Annotated in this window: 18 protein-coding genes; 9 read left to right on the top strand and 9 right to left on the bottom strand. The window is 38.3% G+C overall.

The genetic code is table 11. The features are described from left to right. Nucleotides 1-58 precede the first annotated feature (58 nt). Nucleotides 59-706, top strand: coding sequence for a PAQR family membrane homeostasis protein TrhA (gene trhA, locus NSQ49_RS00510; protein ID WP_159866557.1), 648 nt, complete (start codon nt 59-61; stop codon nt 704-706). A 42-nt stretch (nt 707-748) separates the two neighbouring features. Here the strand turns inward: trhA and NSQ49_RS00505 are convergent, their stop codons facing one another. Then, entirely contained in the window at nt 749-2,122 is a 1,374-nt protein-coding gene (locus NSQ49_RS00505) for an N-acetylmuramoyl-L-alanine amidase (protein WP_251282997.1), read from the bottom strand. Between the two features lie 830 nt (nt 2,123-2,952). Between NSQ49_RS00505 and NSQ49_RS00500 the strand changes: the two genes are divergently transcribed. Beyond that, nucleotides 2,953-3,567, top strand: coding sequence for a CotY/CotZ family spore coat protein (locus tag NSQ49_RS00500; RefSeq protein WP_159866551.1), 615 nt, complete (start codon nt 2,953-2,955; stop codon nt 3,565-3,567). Between the two features lie 86 nt (nt 3,568-3,653). Here the strand turns inward: NSQ49_RS00500 and NSQ49_RS00495 are convergent, their stop codons facing one another. Then, nucleotides 3,654-4,025 carry a hypothetical protein gene (locus NSQ49_RS00495; protein WP_159866548.1) on the bottom strand — a complete coding sequence of 124 codons (372 nt, stop codon included), beginning with the start codon at nt 4,023-4,025 and terminating at the stop codon, nt 3,654-3,656. Between the two features lie 11 nt (nt 4,026-4,036). Further along, on the bottom strand, nt 4,037-5,224 hold the full coding sequence (locus NSQ49_RS00490) for a ParM/StbA family protein (RefSeq protein WP_159866545.1): 1,188 nt from the start codon (nt 5,222-5,224) through the stop codon (nt 4,037-4,039). Nucleotides 5,225-5,399: 175 nt separating this feature from the next. On the opposite strand from NSQ49_RS00490, the gene NSQ49_RS00485 reads away from it, so the two are divergent. The 3 genes from NSQ49_RS00485 (at nt 5,400) to NSQ49_RS00475 (ending at nt 10,063) form a co-directional block, all read left to right on the top strand. Further along, a complete protein-coding gene (locus tag NSQ49_RS00485) occupies nt 5,400-6,179 on the top strand; it encodes a CsxC family protein (RefSeq protein ID WP_159866542.1) in 780 nt (259 codons plus the stop codon). Between the two features lie 122 nt (nt 6,180-6,301). Next, a complete protein-coding gene (locus NSQ49_RS00480) occupies nt 6,302-8,941 on the top strand; it encodes a hypothetical protein (RefSeq protein WP_159866539.1) in 2,640 nt (879 codons plus the stop codon). A gap of 330 nt (nt 8,942-9,271) precedes the next feature. Further along, nucleotides 9,272-10,063 carry a CsxC family protein gene (locus NSQ49_RS00475; RefSeq protein WP_251282994.1) on the top strand — a complete coding sequence of 264 codons (792 nt, stop codon included), beginning with the start codon at nt 9,272-9,274 and terminating at the stop codon, nt 10,061-10,063. A gap of 349 nt (nt 10,064-10,412) precedes the next feature. On the opposite strand, the gene NSQ49_RS00470 is transcribed toward NSQ49_RS00475, so the two are convergent. Then, entirely contained in the window at nt 10,413-11,213 is an 801-nt protein-coding gene (locus NSQ49_RS00470; protein ID WP_159866533.1) for a CsxC family protein, read from the bottom strand. Nucleotides 11,214-11,499: 286 nt separating this feature from the next. On the opposite strand from NSQ49_RS00470, the gene NSQ49_RS00465 reads away from it, so the two are divergent. After that, nucleotides 11,500-11,763 carry a DNA-binding protein gene (locus tag NSQ49_RS00465; RefSeq protein WP_201306556.1) on the top strand — a complete coding sequence of 88 codons (264 nt, stop codon included), beginning with the start codon at nt 11,500-11,502 and terminating at the stop codon, nt 11,761-11,763. Nucleotides 11,764-11,897: 134 nt separating this feature from the next. On the opposite strand, the gene NSQ49_RS00460 is transcribed toward NSQ49_RS00465, so the two are convergent. The 5 genes from NSQ49_RS00460 to NSQ49_RS00440 all read right to left on the bottom strand — a co-directional run bounded on the left by NSQ49_RS00460 (nt 11,898) and on the right by NSQ49_RS00440 (nt 18,114). Then, nucleotides 11,898-12,074 (bottom strand): hypothetical protein, encoded by a 177-nt coding sequence (locus NSQ49_RS00460; protein ID WP_159866530.1) that lies wholly within the window; start codon nt 12,072-12,074, stop codon nt 11,898-11,900. Nucleotides 12,075-12,365: 291 nt separating this feature from the next. Then, nucleotides 12,366-12,785 carry a Mov34/MPN/PAD-1 family protein gene (locus NSQ49_RS00455; RefSeq protein WP_251282993.1) on the bottom strand — a complete coding sequence of 140 codons (420 nt, stop codon included), beginning with the start codon at nt 12,783-12,785 and terminating at the stop codon, nt 12,366-12,368. 10 nt (nt 12,786-12,795) lie between these two features. Next, nucleotides 12,796-15,942, bottom strand: a complete 3,147-nt coding sequence (locus tag NSQ49_RS00450; protein ID WP_251282992.1) for a hypothetical protein — start codon at nt 15,940-15,942, stop codon at nt 12,796-12,798. A 340-nt stretch (nt 15,943-16,282) separates the two neighbouring features. Then, nucleotides 16,283-16,966: a sulfotransferase family 2 domain-containing protein gene (locus tag NSQ49_RS00445; RefSeq protein ID WP_311315880.1), complete on the bottom strand. Its 684-nt coding sequence runs from the start codon at nt 16,964-16,966 to the stop codon at nt 16,283-16,285. A gap of 44 nt (nt 16,967-17,010) precedes the next feature. Further along, a complete protein-coding gene (locus NSQ49_RS00440) occupies nt 17,011-18,114 on the bottom strand; it encodes a glycosyltransferase family 61 protein (RefSeq protein WP_251282990.1) in 1,104 nt (367 codons plus the stop codon). Nucleotides 18,115-18,430: 316 nt separating this feature from the next. On the opposite strand from NSQ49_RS00440, the gene NSQ49_RS00435 reads away from it, so the two are divergent. The 3 genes from NSQ49_RS00435 (at nt 18,431) to NSQ49_RS00425 (ending at nt 20,815) form a co-directional block, all read left to right on the top strand. Continuing rightward, entirely contained in the window at nt 18,431-19,174 is a 744-nt protein-coding gene (locus NSQ49_RS00435) for a hypothetical protein (RefSeq protein WP_159866515.1), read from the top strand. A gap of 180 nt (nt 19,175-19,354) precedes the next feature. Next, nucleotides 19,355-19,846 carry a hypothetical protein gene (locus NSQ49_RS00430; RefSeq protein ID WP_251282989.1) on the top strand — a complete coding sequence of 164 codons (492 nt, stop codon included), beginning with the start codon at nt 19,355-19,357 and terminating at the stop codon, nt 19,844-19,846. A gap of 9 nt (nt 19,847-19,855) precedes the next feature. Beyond that, the gene (locus NSQ49_RS00425) at nt 19,856-20,815 is read left to right on the top strand and encodes a CgeB family protein (RefSeq protein WP_159866509.1); all 960 of its coding nucleotides are present in this window, start codon (nt 19,856-19,858) and stop codon (nt 20,813-20,815) included. The last annotated feature ends 22 nt before the right edge of the window (nt 20,816-20,837 follow it).

Below are 20,837 nucleotides of genomic sequence, written 5' to 3'. Positions count from 1 at the left end.
TATATATTATATTAAGTAGTTATAAAAACTACATGAAGATACATAAGGAGGAGATTTTATGAATTCATACATCCGGGAGCCCATAAACGGACTAACCCATTTAGCAGGAGCCATTTTATCCTTTGCCGGATTGCTTGCCATGGTAATCAAAGCCTCATTAACAAGTTCTTCACCGATTGCCATTGCCTCTGTTGTTATTTTTGGAATTAGTTTGATGCTTCTTTATTCAGCATCAGCTGCCTATCATATGGTCATCGCTAAAGATAAAGTCATAGCATTTTTACGAAAGCTTGATCATTCCATGATTTATGTATTAATTGCAGGTTCGTATACACCATTTTGCCTGATCACCTTAAATGGTGTAACGGGCTGGGTTCTTTTTGGAATTGTTACAGCTATTGCATTATCGGGCATTTTGTTTAAAATGATCTGGTTTAACTGCCCGCGCTGGCTTTCAACAGCATTATACATTGCCATGGGATGGATTATCGTGTTCGCCTTTTCTCCTCTTTCTGAGTCATTACGCTTGTCGGGTGTTCTGCTTCTTTTGCTGGGAGGCATCCTTTACACGATCGGCGGAGTAATTTATGCTATTAAGCCAAAATTTCTTGAATTCCATCATATGGGATTTCATGAGATCTTTCATATCTTCATCCTGATGGGAAGCATGGCTCATTTTCTTTGTGTGTTCATGTATGTAATTTAATCAATAGAAAAAAAGCGGACACTGTACAGTCCGCTTTTTTAATTAGATTCCTTCTATTTCCTTCAAAACAGCTTCTAATTTTTGATCCGAAAATCGGACCATATTTTTGTAAATGTTCATAATAGATTCAGCATAATTTGTTCCAGGTACGGCCCATTTGCCATTCAGTTCCCTCCACATCTTTGCCGAACCTCTTTTTACTAAGCTGAAACGCGGATCCACCAGAGGGTATTTCGTTGGCAGAGGCTGTGTGCTTGCGTAAGCATATAAATGCTGTAAATGTGCCAAAACGCCTTCTTCTTGTGTGGAGAAGCTTGCTCCTGCCGCACCATTCCCTGTTGCACCAATTCCGGCGAAATTATTCTGGCCGGGTTTAACATCACCGGTAAATCGGAGAAAGTTGGTTTCGTGCATCGCCTGTGCAAATGCCACGTCCCCTCTGATTCCATAATACTCACCGAGAGATGAATAGAATGAACCTAAATTGGGGGCATTCGGATTTATCTGTTTTGCATATTGGTTCATATGTTCTGGTGATAAATGAGTTACTCCCAGAGTGGAATAGCCTGCCGGTTCAGAAGGGACTGCCGGTGGAGCGTCAGACTGTATATAGGCATCTGATATTCCTGCCTTCTTCACTGCTGCCAGCTGTTTTTCTGCATTTTCCCTTGAACTGAAAGCCCCTGCCTGTACCCGATACCAGACCTTTCCTGATATTTGTGCAGCCGCTATAACAGATTCAATGCCTTTGCTTTTGAGGGAGGCTGCCCTTTCCTCAGCATTTTTTCTATCAGTAAAAGAACCGGCTATAACTCTGTACAGATTACTTGGGTCAGCTGGCTTTGGGGGATTTGGAGGAACGGCTGTTTTCGCTTTAAGGTTGAAGGCTTTCACGATTCCATTCACATGGCCCTGCGCCACTTTTTGTCTCCACAGCGGGTCCTTCATTAGAGCGGCATCTGCCGGATTATCAATAAAACCATTTTCAGATAATAGGGCAGGCATGGCCGACTCACGCAGCACATGAAAATCTGCCTTCTTTTTACCTCTATCAGTGAGGTTATTCAATTTGGTGACTTCCGCATGGATGATATTCTGGTAAGTGGCAGTCTGCGAGGAGCTGCTTAAGCTGCTATGAATATAATCTTCATACCCCCTCGCTGCTCCATTTGCAGCGTTACAGTGAATAGAAAGGTAAAAATCAGCCCCCCAGCTATTGGCTTCAGTTGTCCTTTGGTTCAGACTTTTAGTCGCATCATTTTCACGGCTCATCTTTACTTCTACATTCTGATAAACAGTAAGTAAGATGTTTTTTATATTTTTTGCGATATCAAGTGTAATATCCTTTTCTTTTATGCCGTTCCCCTGTGCGCCTGGGTCTGTACCTCCGTGTCCAGGGTCTAAATATAGCTTCATGGTCTCCACTCCTTTTATTAGTTATGTGCAATAGCTAAAAATTTTGGAGCATCCCAATTTATGAATCTAACATAGCAAGTATACTTGCTAATAATAGTATATGTTAGACAGCATATATGGCTTGTACACATGACCTATTTCTATCATTAGTCAGGCCCAGCAAATTTTTAAGATGATAGACCATGTTTTTATGTACATAACAGCAAGCCTGGTTTGGGCTTTCTTACCGGTTAAAACAGGACTAATATTAAGCGTGTAAAACAATAGCCTAAAATTCTCATCTTTAAGTTAATAAATCGACATCGTGGCCAGCAGGATAAGGTGGTGGTGCCCTTTTTTCAGATTGTATAAAAGGTACTTCTTTTTTCATCTCGGCACTGTCTTGGATTTCCCATTTGAATACAGTGTAGTTTTCAGTTTCCAAGTATTTTATAAAATAATCCCTGCCTTTTGTACATACTTCGGCTGAAGTTCGGACAAATGGTGAGGAACAGTAGTTACTTCAATACCCTGTCTCAAATGAAGTTCGCAGTTCTTGCCATTTTCGTCTATTCTTTCGTAATTGCAGAGTCATAGGTAATTGCTTATCATATTTGCTTCTCCACAAGTCCCCTCTAAATTAGTTTTATTTACGATTAATATATGTTTGTTAGAAATAAAAGGGATTGGACCTGTTATTCAGTTTTAGTTCAATTGTTTTTATTAAAATTTCTATAATATTAGTTGTTTATCAAATTTTTTTCCCGCTATATAGGCTAGATTCTCACTCGATATATTCATTCCAGCCGTATGCTAATGATGAAGATAATTTTTAGGGGAGTGAAAAATTCATGGGTTTGTGCGGCAAGAAATATCATAAGGGTCATGAAAAGCACGATGATTTTTGCGATGAACATGAATACGACTGCGATTGCCATTGGAAACCGGAGAAAAATAGTGATAATCATAAATTCCATCACCATTTTCATAGAAACTGTGTAGAAGAGGTGTTGGAAGCCATTGATAAAGCTCAGAGAAAGGTAAGAGATGAGGACGATTGCAAGACATCCTGTAAGGATTCCATTGATCGGCTCATGGCAGGATCCAAAAAGCCGAAGAAAAATACGATCCCATTTATCCTCTATTGTGGGGACTGTGAACCATTTAAGGCCACAGGAGTGACTGCATTTACTCATCATTCAAAAGAGAAAAAGTTTGCATGTATTACGTCTTTTATTTTTAAAATAAAAGAATTTGATGGTCAATGCGCAGTTCTTGAATTATTAACGTTCAAGCACTGCAAATCATCAAGAGATCCCTTCAAACACGCTTCAAAGGATTTTTGCTCTCCATGCAGCCAAATTGATCATGAAAATATTGAAGACCTGGCTGGTACAGGTATTTGTATCAACGTGGATCTCTCATGCTTCTGTGCCGTAACCTGCTTGCCTGCTGTCCGCATTTAGTGACTTGTAGGTATTTTTCTTGTGATGGAACTAGAGTAAAAACTGAAACAAAAAAGGTGTACCTCATTAGGTGCACCTTTTTACTTTTATCCCCCGAAAGCCTCCAGAACGTTGACTACTTCTTTTAAATCTAAATCTGCATCATCTGTCTGATTCTTAACTGTATATTCCTGATTTTCTTTCCTATTCAAAGTGATGGACCCGCCCTCTATAAGCCTTTTTAATTCTGCTATTTCAGCTAAAATCACTTCACTGCTGCTGCCTGCTGATTTAGGATGCAGATAGTTATGAAGTGCTGATAAAAGCAGATGCATTAAAGTCTGATTTGCTGAATGGTATTTAATTTGTTCCACCACTTTTGGGGATACAGTAATAGTATTTCCCGTTTTTACATCTATGAAGGATTCGGAAATCGTTATAGCAGTTTTATTAAGAGAATCCGTATATGTTTTGGACATTAGCTTCATCCCTAACTATTTACGGAAATGGCAGTGCTATTTCCTTTTTCTTTTTTTATTTGATTCATTTTCGCCAGAATCATCAAACCCTGAACATTAAGCTTTTCCATTTCTTCAGGAAACATTAGCACAATTGGCCGGCCTCTATCAGACCATTTCACTGCAGCTTCGAGTATCTGCTTTTGGGCCAGTTTGGCTGCACCACCCACTGCAATATACTTGACTGCCCCTTTAATCTCCCTCGAACTGCTCCGCACCCTGTCAAAATGCTCCAAGTATTTTGCAGCCATAGATTTTAGCTGCGGTATAATATATTTGCTGATGTCCTTTTTTACTCCTGCAAAGGGCTCCACATACCATTCTGAGATCCCCGCTGCCAATTTTTCTTCAAGCTCTGCCCGTGAATCGAAACGATATAGCTCATTTTTGCTAACCTTCTGGATAATATGGTCAAGAAACTGATTTATTCCAAAAGGTTCCCCTTCTATGGAAGCAACCGGTTTATTATGCTTTATTCCTACAAAATCAACAGAATCTCCGCCCAAATCTCCAATGATGATTCCTTTTTCGGATTCTTTAACCAGTTCATGGTTTTTAATTCCCAGAGTGTCCTGATCCCTGGTTAAACCCAGGTAGGCACAGGCTCCTTCTGCCCCTATAATTACATCTCTGATATTAAGTTTAACTTCCAGCTCTTTTGGATCAGCCAATCCAGGCACTTTGTGTAAAATAATTGTATGTGAACCGACTAATTTCTCTTTAAATACTGATTTACGCTCTTTGTATTGCGTTGTCGGCAGAGATACAGCTAATTGATCGACAGAATAGCTTATTTCCAGCTCATCAGGAGTTTGAATGGCTGCATGATATGCTGCTAATCCGAAAAGTAAAACATACGTTCGATCCTCATCAACTTTTTGATTATTGAAGGAAGTTAAGCTAACATCCTTTTGTCTGGCAGCTCCCAATCCAATATAATATATTTCTCTTTTTTCCTTAACGGCCCTGCTTTTTACTTCAACGATCAAATTCTCTTCAAGGATAGTATCCTCATCATCATATGGTTTTTCATAAAATTCGCTGTCAAAAAGCGCAATTGCATTTGGAAGCTGGTACTCGGATATTTGTCCGCTATCTGATGCCATTGCTTTATACCAGCTGTTCCCTATATCAACCGCAAGAAAATTTCTTCTATCCATTTTCCCTCACTCCTCCTTGAATCTTATGCGGGTTAGGAGTCCAGTTGTGCCCGTCTTTTTTTTAAAAAAATTTCTCCTTCAGTTTTAAAGGCTCTTTTTTTCTATAGGGCAGGTGCCCATACATAGTCATTTATCACGCATACTATGCTATATCTTGACTTCAGGAGGCCCCAATATGTCTGAACCGCATAAAGATAAACATGAGAATGCATGCTGGGCAATTACTCATAATTGTGAATGTGAAAGCTGCATCGAACATCATCCCCATGTAAACATTGGCAAAATTGTTACAAAGGTACCCGTGGTGCTGGCTGAGCTAACCTTACAAATAAATATAGATGCCTTACTGACGTTTCCAGAGCCGGTTCTGGAAATAAAGGACATTAAGAAAACAGTTAAATTAACACAATGCAGACTATTACTGCCTACAAATAAATTATTTATTAAAGGATTTGTGCGGAAAAACATTCAATATGCCAGTCCATCCCCTGATATTGAAATGCACACGGGGAAAAGCATTGCTTCTGATATACATTCATACACTGTGGATATCCCCTTTCATTGTGTGAGTGAGATTAAAAAATTCTTAACAAAGCCTCAAATGCCGGAAATGAATAATAGATTGGAATTTGACTTCCTTATTTCTAAACCTTTGCCAACAGGCCATCCCGAGAAAGATAAGCTGCAGACAAAGGACCTTTCCCAGTTCCACCAGGAAAGTATCCAGCATTATAACGAGCTTCCATTCTGTGAACTAATTTCAAGCAGAATAATAGAATGGGATGAAGCCATCGACCGGTCTCCACTTCCCAACTGCTCACCATTAGGAGAAGGTGTTTTTACAAAGGTTGAGGAGAAAATGGTTTTGGATTTAACCTTAAAAGTACTGCAAAAACAGCAGATCCGCGTATCTTCCACAACTAATGATGATGATTGTTTTGATCATTGCGATTAACGCTTTGAAGATGATTAATCTTGAAGGTAAGGAGGGGATTGGAGAGGTTGCTTTTATAGACAGCACCCCTTCCTGGAACCATGAGAAATGACAATACTCCAATTAATAATATTAAAAGAGGAATGAATAAGCAGACTGCCCAGCAAATGTATTATTATTCTGGGCAAGGGAAACCGGACAGCAAAATGATTGAAAGTGAGTCTAAGAAGTCTAAGCCTGAAGGGAAACAGGTAAAGAAGCTAAAGCCTTTGTTTTCGCCAAAAGGAGATTCAGCACCATTTATTTTTACACCTCCAAAATTAGAAGACAGGCAAGTCAGCCGTAATAAAAGAAATCCCTTAGACTCAATTTTAGATGATGGATTGATTGCACAGCCGAAACCTAAAAAAGAAAATGGTCAGATACTCGATAAAAAAAGTGTAAGTATTCCAAAAAGCTTAATGACTATGCTGACTCCTTTTTCTCCAATGCTCAGCTGGTCTCCCTCCTTACCAAGTAAATTTACAAATAAAACTGGGTATAAGGATATCGAAAAAAATGGCCAACCTGGCTATGATCATTACTCTAAAGAAAATACTCTGCCAATCCAGAACAGCATTAATGCATTAGATAAGGCAGAAATATCCCTATTTGAAAAAAGAACAAGTGCTTTCGATGAAGACAAAAGGGATACCTCTTTCCTTCAGCATGAAAAGCAGCTGGATTTAAAGACCAGTTCAAGCCAGTATGAAGTAGTGGATTTGGTAGAAGAGTTTACAGCAATCCTTGAAACTTCTAACCAAACAAACATTGACGTTCCTAATAAAGAAATAACATTAACTAATATAGATGATCCAAATTCAAGGAAAATGGACCCGCAAGAACCTATAAATGAATTTCAATTATCTTTGGAAAAAGGCTTATTACTTAATGAAGAAAGTCAGGATAAAAATGTTCAGTTTGATGAATCCCTAGACTCTAATAATGATCCCAAAGTAAATAACGATCGTTCACTGGAGAGTGAATTTGTTTCAATGCTGGAGGAATCGTCTTCTTCAGAATCGGACATTGATCCATCTAAACCGGATCAATTATTTTCAGTCGAAGCTGATAATTCATTTGGCCGTAGTGAGTCCAGTTCCTTTATGATGGAAAAATACTATGATAAATATGCTGAATTTGAAGAATCATCCTCTTCGGTGCAGGAAATGGATTATTGTTTTGGAGTTCATGAATCCTCCGATGAAAAAAAAGAAATTCTTAATGATTTTGATCAGGACGGCTCTCAAGAATGCTCCTCCCGAAAATGTGATTTACCAGCTGAAACGAAAAATACTTCTTTCCTTCCACTTCAGGAAAAATTATTCTCGTTAATGGAGGAATTATCTTATATAAGTGACCAGGTTTCATCCATTATAAGTGAGGAAGGTATTTCATATCGAAAGTATAGAGCAGATGCTGAAAATGAAAAGTATCATAAGATATCGGTCTTGTTAAATGATTTTTCTTCCATGATGGAGGAAAATGACTACATTAATGACGGAGAAGCTCAAGGTGTAGAAAAAGATAATGTTTTAAATGAAAAAAATCTTATGGATAAGTTCACGTCAGAGGGTGATTCTCCTGAAACCGTGGATAAAATGGCCCTTACTGACAGTGAAGATGGAGATGCTGCTCAAAGTGAAATGGATGTTGAACTACTAAATGACAAAGGAAGCAATCTTATTGAAAAGTTCAAGTCAGAGCTTGATTCACCTGATAGTGTAGATGAAATGCCCCCTTCTATTGTTGAAGATGGAGACACTGCTTCAGGTGAAGCGGATGATGAAGGTAATAACGATGAAAGCCGCAATCTTATTGAAAAGTTCACGTCAGAGCTTGATTCACCTGATACTGAGGATGAAATGGAGCCTTCTATTTTTCAAGATGGAGACGCTGATATGGGTGAAGTGGATGATGATATTAGTAACGATAGAAGCAGCAATCTAATCGATAAGTTCACGTCAGAGCTTGAATCATCTGATACTGAGGATGAAATGGCTCCTTCTATTGTTGAAGATGGGGATGCTGCGCCAGGTGAAGCGAATGATGACATTAATGACGATAAAAGCCGCAATCTTATTGAAAAGTTCAAGTCAGAGCTTGATTCATCAGATACTGTGGAAGAAATGCCCCTTTCTAATAGCGAGTCATCCAGTATGTGTGATAACACTGAAGAGGAAATGAATGAGAAAAGTGAATATTGCGTTTTCGAGCAGCAAGTCGCCCCTCCCTGCCGGACAGGACCAATCATTAAAGTACCTGTAATAGTTGCAAAGTCAGAATTAGAAATGAATCTATTTGAATGCCTCCCTGTTGAATTTATGGTCAAAGAAATAAAAAAAATCGAATGGTCAGTTGATTCACTGCGCTGCCGGGTTATGCTGCCATCAAACATTGCATTTATAAGAGCGATGATTTTTGCAGAAATAATTTATGAAAATAATGATACCCTGCAATTGGCGAAGATAGCAATTCCTATTGAACATACGCTGGAATTATGCTGGCTATCCCCTCCGGTGCTTCCAGAGGCTGTCAGCCAAAATGAATACATGTTTCAAGCTGAAAGTGGAAGTAATGCTCATCGTGAATTCTTTCAGCAATTTTCAGAAGAAATCTGCTGCGAGCTTAAAAAAATCCATGTTGTCTGGCATGATACTCTCGGATCCGGGCCTATTCTGGAAATCCAAGGGAATGCTATATTAAGTTTGGACTTTTTCCAAGAGCAATATGTAAAACTATAACGTGAGGGTATCTTTTAAAGGGTATCCTCTTTTTGTATTAACTTAGAAGGCAAGTGCTATACATACTGAGTCAATCATTTCGAACCTGTCAAAAACCCATAATACTTCCACTTATTTTGGATTTGCGTTCAGCAATTTAACCTCACTCATCCAAACAAGGTACTGCCTAATTAAACGATAGTTTGGATTAGCTCCTCTCCTGTTAACTATGCAAATCCTAAAGATAAGTCCCCCTTCAAAAATCCACTAATGTACTACTTCATTCATCTATAGTTTGTCTTACTTTTTGCATATGATAATTTGAGCATATTTAACAAAGGAGGAATAATTTTGAAAAAAGATAACAACTGTATCAGTACTAACCAATCCGCATCTGTAGAGCAGTGCGAGAGTTTGCCGTCAACTCCGATTACAACACCTGGAGGAGCAACTCCTGGAGGAGAAGCGATTCTAAAAGTTCCTGTAACTCTTGCCGAGCTGAATGTTAGGACAAACATATCCGCAAATATTCATTTCCCTGAACCAGTGCTGGAAATCAAGGCTATTAAAAAGAGGGTTAAAATTGTCCAATGTACACTGCTTCTACCAGGAGCTTCGGGTTTTGATCCTTTTGCACCTTCATCAACGCCAATTCCTTTATTTATAAGAGGTTTTGTCCGCAAAAACATCCAGTACGCTACTCCATGCGCATATTCCTATGGCAGTTCATGTGTTTCATCAGAAATAAAGTCATTAACTGTAGATACACCATTTGAATGTTCTACTACGATCGCTCCAGAAGACTTTTTGAACCCGCCACAGCGCCCGATGTTTAATTCTGAAGGAGAATTTGATTTCTTTAGATCCCAAGAGTTAGGAAAAGAGTTTCCTGAAAAGGACCATCTCCTTTCAAGCGATCTTTCCCAGTTTCATCAGGAAAGCCGACAATTCTATAACCAATTTCCTTTCTGTGAATTGCTCGCAAGCAGAATTGTTGAATATGATGAAGCCATAGATCGTCACCCGCTGCCGAACCACAATGCTTTTGGTGAGGGAACTTTCCAAACAATCGTTGAAAAAATGTTCCTGGAATTCACAATTAAAGTCCTGCAAAATCAGCAGGTTCGTGTGAATGTTTTATAATCTTCCTTCCTCTAAAAATTAAAACGGTTAAATTATTGCATTATCTTGGGGCCATTTTAGGACAAAATGCCCCAAGGTAATGCTTTATTATTTTCCACAAGTTATTAAACCTTCAAAATACCAGTCCGCGGGTCCAGCATATCGGTGAAAATCCAGACAAAGTATAATTCCTTAGATCAACATTAATATTACTAATATTAATGACCTTAATTAAATTCAAGTTTTTTATGTACTTATTTTATTAATAAACTATTCAAAAACCATTCTGAGTCTGTAACAGACTCAGAATGAGCAATCAGCAAATACAGGGTGATTAACTTAAAAAGAGTTAAACTCTTTTATTACAGACTTATCTGATGCGATACATACCTTGAATTTTCTCAACAAATTTCTCACGAGCCGTTGCTTGAGGCTGTACCTTTTGAGCAGGCCATGGAAGATTGCAGGCTCCCTTTTTCGGGGGCTGGACGAACTTAGGATTAAATTGCTGGTTTTGCAATAATTTAAAGAATAGAGTTATTTCCATTTTTTCTGTAATCTTTTCGAACTGCCCAAACCGGTTGAATTCCTTAAAAAGGTCAAGGTCATTAACTTCTGAGAAAATTAATTTGCAGTCAATCGGATCATTATAAAATTCGAAGGTTCTTGAACCTCCAGTTGTGTGGTCAGCACCATGTCCCGTTTTATCGAGAAATCTTCTCTCATCCACAGATGATTTTCTGCTTGGAAATTCTAATGGTGTATTAAAAACCTTAACTTGCTGATTACAGCTGAAATCAATGTCAGTGCTAAAGTCCGTAATATACCCGCTGCATTCTTCAACATATTGAATATTCTTGTGCACGACACCGGTAACGAATAACTTAACATACCCAGGGTTTTGAATGGACGGAATTGCTTTACACTGCTTGAGGGAGACATTCTTGCGAATCCATTTAATCTCTCTTGCAGGTGTAGGAAGCTTAATATCGGCTTCAACATCCGCCTGGAGCTCTACCTCTGCCAATACGACAGGAATGTCATAGACAGGAACATTTTGAATGTCTGCAATAGGGGCAAAAGATCTGGTAAAACAGTCAACTGTCTTAGTTCTCGAGACGTCGCAGGATCCGCTATGCCCATTGTTGCCGCACCCCGTATTTTTCTTCATACAATTTCACTCCTTATAGATATTAATCAAAACAGAAAGAGTACATAAGAACATGATGAGGGAATCTCTTTCTTTTGACTTACTATTTATATATGTATAGAAGACAAGGATGGCATGGACATTTATAATATGGTGGAACAATTTTTGGACATCCAATTTTTAAGATCAAATCAATCTGAGTTTTTTGAAATGACAGTTCCCCCATTTTTTGAATTAATTAACGTTCCGAAATCAGCTTAAATGCGTATGATAAACTAACTTTTAAAAATTGGAGGGAGAATTGATTTTGTCAAATACAAACCTTCGAAAAGAAAACCTGATTTATTGTTCTGTCGTAACTGAACTCCAGGCAGCACAGGTGACGAAAATTTGCCAGGATTATGGTATTCAATCGGTTATCAAGCTGAAGCCATATGTGGATATATCTCAGCTGAAAAAAGCATTAAAAACAAAAATGAAGGATAAATTATATGATCCCTGTCCCTGTGGCAAAGGCAAGAAGTTTAAGTTTTGCTGCTATAAGGACGAATTGGAGATAAAACTCTTATAATCTTGATATATATATCGCGTATTTTGTAAAATAACATATTAATAGATTAAGATTTTTAAGGGGAGCATTCTATTTGCCCCCCTTGTTTAAATTGCGGCTTAAAGAACACGGGATACTAATAGATAGCAAAATTCTTATGCCTTCTTAGCGCGTAATTTCTTTACATTCGATCCGCAGCCGCAGTCTCCATTTCCAGATCTTTTTTTCTTATAGCCCGCTCCCTTTATTGAATTACCCATGTAAATTTTATCTTCTTTTATCTGTGGATTACCTGTTTGATAACTCTTTGGCATCTCCCGTTTTTTATACAAATGAATTCCTCCTAACAAATAAATCCACCACAATATATCCTATGAGACATTTAGCTGCAACGTGTTCAGGCGAATACCCAATTTAACTGGACCAGGCCAGGCGGATGCCCGGTAAGTCTGCTTGCAGTAAATGATGCTGATAAACATAGATATTAAGTTGGTATTTTCAGCAGAAAAGACCATATCAGTTTTTCAGCAGCTTAAAAAATATATACAGTCCGAAAAATGGTAATTTCCTGCCTCAATGGCTAAATAGCTAAAAAGAATAACCGGCGCCTAATCGGTACCGGGTTAAGTGGACGAATCAATAATTTTTAGATTTAGCGGATAGTACTTCTTTCCTTCTATTTTATAGACTTTAACTTCTGTTTTTCCTCTATAAAAGGAAACAATAAAATAAGGTATTTCAGGGTAGGAATTATTATTAATATCGTGTGTTGATGGAACGGCTGGTGAATTAGGATGTGAGTGGAAAATTCCAGTTAGATCTTCACTCAATTGTTCCATTTCCTGAACGGCATCTTTGATGGATTCAGAGGACATCATAAACCGGTTCAATTTTTGAGATTCATTCTTTATTTTCCACATAGCTGTACATCGGCCATGTGCCCCTGAGAGCAGGCCGCAGGCTTCATACGGTAATTTGCTGCTGCAATAGCTTATCATATCTTCATAAATCTTTTTCTTAATCAAAATATCTTCATTTTTCATGTACTTTTCGCTAATCCTCTTTCCATTGGTTCCCGTTCCCTGGATGGGCTTGCTGTGTCGTTTTGTTCCGCAATGTGAAAAAGTCCATTGCTGGTGCGGCAGTTTGTTTTGGGACCTGCTGAAATTGCCCTTGACTGGGATGGTATTGCCCCTGAAAGCTTTGGGGACGTGCGCTGCCTCCTTGCTGCTGAGACAGCATTCTTTGGAAAAATCCGGAGGGTTGCTGGCTTTGCTGCTGTCCAGCCTGGTATTGGTTTTCCTGCGGCTGGTTTTGTACCTGCTGTTCCTCTTGGGGTGAACTTTGATCGGAAGTATTTTGAAGTAATGAAGTGTTATATGGTGATAGCGGCTGCTTGATATACTGTTTAATAAAGTTCTCCTTTTCCTCAAGGCTTGATTCCAATGCAGTAAATTGAGCCTTCATTTGCTTCATTTGTTTTTCCCAGATTTCCCTGTCCTTTTCATATTGTGAGATTTTATCCTGATACTGCTTCATATCTGCTTTGAACTGTTCTAATTGCTGGTGCAGGGCACGTTCGCTATCTTTTTTAACCTTATAGATTTCAATGTCCTTCGCCTGTAATTCTGAAGCCAGCTGGGCATTCATCTTTTCAAGCTCTTCCATTTTTTCAACAGTTGCTTTTGTTCTCTTAAGCTCACTTTTTAACTCGTCAATTTGTTTGGACCAGGAACCTTTTTCTGCATCAAACTGGTCAGATTTTTCTTTATATACATTTACCTGATCCTGAACATGCTCGAGGACCTGAAGATAAGAATCTTTTTCACGTTTATAGTGATCCGTTAATGAATTAAACTCCTCTATTTTTGTCTCAAGATCTTCTTTAAGTCTGAGTTTTTCAGATTCAAATTGTTCCAGACGTGTGAGTGAAGTTTGAGCCTTTTGCAGCTCGGTTCTCATTATCTCAATCTGATTCTCCAACTCATCCTTTCTTGCTTCTGACTTCTCATAGTCTTCCTTAATCTTTACTAGCTCCTCCATAAGCACACCCTTCTCCTTTTTAATTTGATTAAGCTCTATATTCTTTGATTCCAATTGGTGTTTTAATGAGGAAGTCATCCGTACTAATTGTTTCATTTCTGTAAATACCTGGTTTAAATTTGATGTAATTAAATCCATGCGTTTTTCGTCTGACTTGCGATGAGAAGAAAGGACTGAGAAATTCTCATTAAATTCAGCATTTTCCTTTTCCAGTTTAGCAAGCTTTTCTAGAAGATCGATTTTTTCTTTTTCAAAACTGCTGGTCTCTTCTTTTAACTTGCCCAATTCACTCTCGCGTTCTTCCAGACGGTTAAGCACTTCCAGCTTTTCTTTCTCTTTTTGTTTTAATTCTGCCTTAAAAGCTTCTACTTCTGACTTAAGATGACTGACTGACTCTACTGAATTATTTTTTTCAGACTCCAATTGGGTTATCTTTTGTAGATAAGATACGTTTGTTTGTTTTAATTGTTCCTGATTTTGGAGTAAATCCCGTAATTCTTGGCCCATTTTTTCGTTTTCTTTGATTTTTGCTGCTGCTTCATCTGATAATTTCTTAATTTGCTCCTCCAAATCTTTGGCATTTTCCTCAGCCTGGAGCCTTTTTTGAGTTGCCTCTGACAATTCACTGTGATAATGCTGATTCTCTGTTTCCATTTCACTTGCTTTTGCTTTAAGAATGCTGATTTTCTGTTCAGCCTCTTTCAGCTTCTGGCCAATTGGCTGCAATTCATTTTGTAGAGATTCAATTATTGCCTTATCTTCAATTTTTTCCTCGCGTAATTTTTCCAATTCTAATGCTTTATTAGCAAATTCCTTCTCTAATTTTCGGTTTTGCTGGAGTAAGTCTTTTTGGTTCTCCTCCAGTTGCTTCAGCTGTGCCGTTTTATCAGCGAGGTCCTTCTGAAGTTCCTGATGGGTATGTTCAGCGGTTTGGATCTGCTGCTTTAGGTGTTTATGTTCTTCTTCCAAGAGTTGCAGCTGTGAAGTTTTATCAGTAAGTTCCTGCTTCAGCTCCTGCTGGGACTGTTCAGCAGTCTGGATGTGCTGCTGTAAATGTTGAAGTTCTTTCTCCAAGAGTTGGAGCTGTGCTGTTTTATCAGCAAGTTCCTTCTCCAGGTTCTGATGGGCCAGTTCTGAAGTCTGGATCTGCTGCTTTAATTGTTCATGCTCCTCCTCCAAGAGTTGGAGCTGTGCCGTTTTATCAGCGAGTTCCTTCTCTAGTTCCTGATTGTTCTGTTCATCAGTTTTGATATGCTGCTTTAAGTGTTTATGTTCTTTCTCCAAGAGTTGGAGCTGTGCCGTTTTATCAGCAAGTTCCTTCTCCAGGTCCTGCTGATTTTGTTCAGCAGTTTGGGTCTGCTGTTTTAAGTGTTTATGTTCCTTCACCAAGAGCTCCAGCTGTTCTGTTTTATCAGCGAGTTCCTTCTCCAATTGCTGATGCGTTAGTTCGGCAGTTTGATTTCGCTGCTGTATTTGTTTATGTTTGTTCTCCAGCTGTTCCAGTTCAGTCGTCTTTTTTGCCAGAGCCGCTTTGATGGATTCGTAATCTTTTTCAGCTGACTGGATGTTTTGTAATAATTGCTTTTTCTCTTCAGTAGCCTTCTTTAGCTGTGATGCTAATTGATTTTCTCTCGTTTTTGATTCGTCTTTGTTTTTCTCATGCTCGCTTAACAGCAATTTCAGCTCATTAACATTTTCTCTCATGGTTATGAGCTCCTGATAATTATGTTTCTTTTCTGCTTCCGCTTCCTCCAGAGCTGCCGTTTTAGCTTCGAGAAATGCTTGGAGTTCCTCAAATTGCTGATCCTGATCCTTTATGTCTTCATTAAGGTACGATATCTTTTCTTTCAGGCTGCTGATTTCTTTTTCCAGCTGTTTTTTCTCTTCTAAGTGTTTTGCAGTTCTCTCCCTTTCCTGTTTGGAAATCAATTTTGGATTGAGTTCACTTTGCATGAGCCGCTCATTTTCTTTAATAAGTCTCTGCATATCCCTCTTCAGAACATCATTTTCATATTTCACTTGGTTTAATTGCTCAATATAATTTTGGACAGCTCCATCATGATTAGCCCGGAAGTATGAAAGCTCCGATTCAAGATGTATTACTTTCTGCTGCAGCTGAACATAAGTCAGTCTTTCAACTCTGCTCCTTCTTAGCATCTTTTTCCTCTCCTTTAGGCAGATACCCATTCCTTTATCTACTAGTTTATGCCTTTCAGCTAAAAACGTGTAATAATGCAGAACCAATAAATTTATCTAAGACAAACTTTGGCTGGATGGCTATACAAATAAAAAACTTGTTTCTAACATATATGTATTCAAGAAGAATAGGTAAATTATCCAAGAATCAATTAATGCCAATTCAAACAAGCCTCTTCAGTACGGAATAAATTTATTCGCATTTGCAGGCATAAAAAAAGCTAACTCAAAGTTTCGATTACATCGATCATTCGAGTTAGCCTTTTCATTATTTTTCGCTTTGGGCCCCATTTTCGCCCAATCATTTCAAAGAATTTATTTCTTTCTGTAATAACGCTTTTCCGTACTCATACAACTGAAAGTCAATTTCATTTTTCTGTTCGATCAGTTTTCTGATTTCTGCTGGAACCTGCTCCATTTTCGGGCGTCTTTTAGTTACATTGTGCTTATAATTATAAGGGACATTCCATCCAAGTTTCTTTCTCATAACAGCCATGGACTCATTGAAACGTTCCGTTATTCCAACCATCAAAAAGTGTTGTTCTATATTTTTTTTAGCTTTTTCTAATGATGGAGTACCATCACCGGAAATCATTTTCGTTTGTAAATTATATATTTGGCTTTGAATATCGCTATCCTCACACATAATAAACTCCTTTAAAGTTAACGACATAGCTTTTTTATTTAAAGGGTGCCGAGGGCTTTCCCTTAGAAAGTAATAAAAGGAAATGACACGGTCTACAGGATGACGGAGCATTGCGATATACTGAGCAGGCTGCGGTAAAACTTCATGAAGGCCAAATTGAAAATGGCCCTGTACCCACTTAACTGAAGAGAGTCTCGAGTTAGGTGTTCCCTTTAGCTTGTTATAAGCGTCCTCATATCCAGCATAAAATGAACGGATTTGACGAATAGTATACTGCTTTTCTATTATTTTCCTCATGGAGGTACCAGCTGTTTTTGGTATGTGGATAAATATTATCACCTTTTCATCCCCCGTAATTCATTATTATTCATTACAGCATTTGGTCAAAATGTTTTTATAAAATGGTGCAAATGCTCTGTGTTCAGTATCCAGTTTGCTTTATTGCCAGGAGAATTTACCTCTGCTGATTGACCGACAAAATAATGCAGCTTGCCGCCAGTTGATGTATTCACCAATATATCACTCATTTTAAAAAATGAATTAGAAGCAAGGATTAGAACTTTGGGATGATTTTGCTGAAAGACACTGTTATACATTCCTGACCCTGAAGTGCCTGCTATGACTTTTGCATTGCGGAATAAATTGATTTGCTCTGAAATTTTTAGTTCCTGAGGATGTATAATTTTGTAGCCGTTTAAAGAAAAAATCCTTTCAACAGCTTTCTCATTCAGCAAGACTCTCCTCTGATTTTTCAACTTTAATCTGGAGACATAAATCTTTTCAGGCCCTGTCCCCCTATCATAGTAGTCACCGATTGTTTTCCAAGTTTTATAGGCAAAAGATGAGGTGTATTTTCTCAAACAAAAGGACTGAACTGGTATATGAAGTCTTTCACATACGATTGGATTATCCAGATATACAATTTGATTCGTGCTAATTCCGAATGGTTTAAGAAGATCAAGCTTCCAGCCCGTTCGATCTTCTGGATTCATAATGAATTTTACCTTTTTAACATCAATATACTGAGTAATCCATAATCGGGAGATAACCTCTAATAAAAAATGGCCGAAGCCGCTTTTTTCTCCGCTTAAAAAAATACAATCACCTTTCTGGTGCTTAACACTTCCGATATTTATCTTCAGTGAAAATCGATTTAATCTCTGATTATAGGTTAGATGGTTAGTTGAGGCATTAAAATCGTAATGTCTGAAGCTATCAGGAAGGATGAATCTTCTGTTGTGGATAATAGTTTGGTTTCTTATGCATAAAGTATTTCTAAGACTTGCAACATAAAATTCCTGTGTGACACATTCATCCGGCAAGCTTATACCTGGAAAAGGCCGCACGGGTGGAACGATTTGAGTCCTTTCTGAATCACTTAAATGATATAGAGTATTCTCCGGTAATATTCCTAGTTTAAAATCCTTAAAGTCTTTAGCCGCACATATATTCCGATACGGAATTACCTTCATGTAATGTCTGCTCACATCTTTGCCCTCCAAAAATTCCAGTACAAAATATAGTATTCATCTTATTATTGATGGCTTGGATTATCGTCCAAACCATAGGAAATAACGGTTCAATTATTTTAGGCTTGACCCGGTTAACTATTGTGAGCACACTGCTTCGCAATCGGAATATATTAAAAGTGGGTTAAAGGTTTATTGGACTTATACTTTCTGGTTTGGGCAATCAGAAATGATGGCTGAATTTACGCAAAAGCCCATACACATAGCAGGAGAAGCAGCATAACATACAAGTAGGTTTAACCCTAATACAATAAAGTGAGAGGATGATCAGTTAATGGATTTTAAGTCAATTAACGGCGGACAGGAGACCTTATGTATAAAAGTAAATAAAGTATATGACTGGGTAACCCGCCAAGTAGATGTTCCACTACTTGCCTTTAATGCTAGTGATTTAGCAGCTGGCACAATTGAGTTTGACTGTGAAAATGGCGGTGTTACGCCAGATACTGATCCATGTGCAGTTCTAGGGGGGAACTACACAGTAGAGTGCTTTGCAACAGATGAAAACGGTACACCTGTTGATCCCTTAGCACCTGGATCCATTCTATGCCAGGAAATTCCTCAGCCAGATGGCCGTGCGAGCGGACAGTTCCAGTTGCCTGATGGATCAACAGTTACTTTGCAAAAGGTAAAAGTTCTGAAGAAAGGGTTTGTCGTTGTACGTGTAACGAATCCAAATGGTTTGTCTTGTACAACTGGACCTATTCCTTGGGCTGTATCTGAGAAATTCTTCTTATGTGCACCTCCAGGAACATTCCTGCAATGTGAAATCACAGACTTTGAGTGCGATGCTAACTTGATCTGCCGCGCTACAGCAACACCTGGTGAATTCGAGTTCCAGCAGCTTGATGTTTCCATTAACCTATGCCAAAACGTACAGATGGAAGCATTGGTAAAACTTGAAATTACTGCTGAGTTCTGCCAGCCGCGTCCTGACATGCCATTCGTTTGTCCGCCGCTTGCATTCCCGCCTCAGTGCCCGACTGTTTTCCCTGGTCCTGGACCATCACCAGCTTAATAGTTCATTAAAATTAGATCTAAGAGGAGTGCCCGCTCCTCTTTTTTTACATTTAAAGGCGCTGTTTGATAAAATTTTATATTTTTACTTAGCTCTTACCTTCAGAAACACTAACATTTACCCTTGCTTTAAGTCATAAAGTATAAAGAAAACATTTTGTAATGGAATAGGAGTGATACCTTGTTTTGGAAAAAGAAGGAACCTGAAATTGTTAAAAGTATCGCCTGGTTCAGTTATTCCATTATGCTTCCTGAAAAGGAGGAGGATGAAGAGGATATTATGGCAGTTGGAAACCTGAATATAAGCAATATCGGTACAGCTGCATTAAATAATCCCCTTATTTGCCTGAGGACGAAGCCTTCTGAAAATGTGCGGCTTGGCGGAAAAATCGGTTCAGTAAATCATACCGCTCTCATGATTGATGGTTCAAATACAGAAGCCTGGGTATATATAGATGATGACTGGAAGGAAAAAGCATTATCGAGCGGTGAACATTGGTTAAAGCCAAGTAAATCCAAGGCGCTTGAGCAAGGAACAAATTTAAATTTTGGTTATGAGCTGCAGGTTTCTTCTAAGAAAAAAGATAGATTCGTTCTTGTGGAAGGTTTTTTTTATTGTGATGAACAAAAAGATGGAATCAGTGCCTTAAACAGCATCTCGATTAATTTTTAGGTGAATGCTATGAGAATATTATTTATTTCATCAGGTTATACAGGGATATATAAATTTTTCGAACAATGGATTATGAGAGAGCTTCAAAAGGTGACCACTGTTAAACAATTTGATCCCCTAACTGGCATTGGAAAGCTAAAAACCACGGTAAATCAGTTTAAACCAGACATTGTCATTGTCCTTCTTGGCTTTAAGGTCCCTTTAAAATTAATCCAATGGCTAAAGGTTCAAAAGATTAAGACGGCAGTCTGGCTTACGGAAGACCCTTATTACATGGACAAAACGGAAGTGCTAATACCTCATTATGATTATATATTTACGATCGATACGGCAGCCAAAGAATACTATATTCAAAAAGGTCACCAGCAAACCTTCCACCTGCCATTAGGTACTTCTACAGAGATATTCAAGCCTATTCACGCGGGACCAGCTTTTATAAGCGATATATGTCTCCTGGGTTATCCATATCCCGATAGGGTAAAGCTGGTTCAGGATCTTCTCCAAAAAACACCTTATAAAATTAAGGTAATTGGCAAATGGAGAAATAAATTAATCCGGCTGCAAAATCATCCCAGATTGAGAATTCATGATATTTGGGTGGAACCATCGATTGCGGCTCAGTATTATAACGGAGCAAAAATTGTATTAAATACGCACAGGCCTTACAACTTACATCAAAACAAAAATCGGATTGGCATTAAAGGCAATAGCATAAATAATAGAACCTTTGATGTAGCTGCTTGCGGGGCTTTTCAGTTAATAGAGTACAAAGAAGATTTGCCAATCCACTTTATCGAAGACAAGGAAATCGTATCATTTAAAAAGGAAGAAGAACTGCTTCAAAAAATTAATTATTATATTAAACTTGAAGAAAAGCGCCAGGAAATTTCGGAACTCGCCTCTAAGCGTGTCCTAAAAGAGCACACATTTGAAAAAAGGATGGAAGACATGCTGAGTAAGTTCCAATGATAATAGATAGAATTACTTTCAG

Source organism: Cytobacillus sp. FSL R5-0377, assembly GCF_038004385.1.
Lineage (GTDB): Bacteria > Bacillota > Bacilli > Bacillales > Cytobacillaceae > Cytobacillus.
Note: the sequence above shows the minus strand (reverse complement) of the source record. Positions and strands in the feature narration are given on the sequence as shown.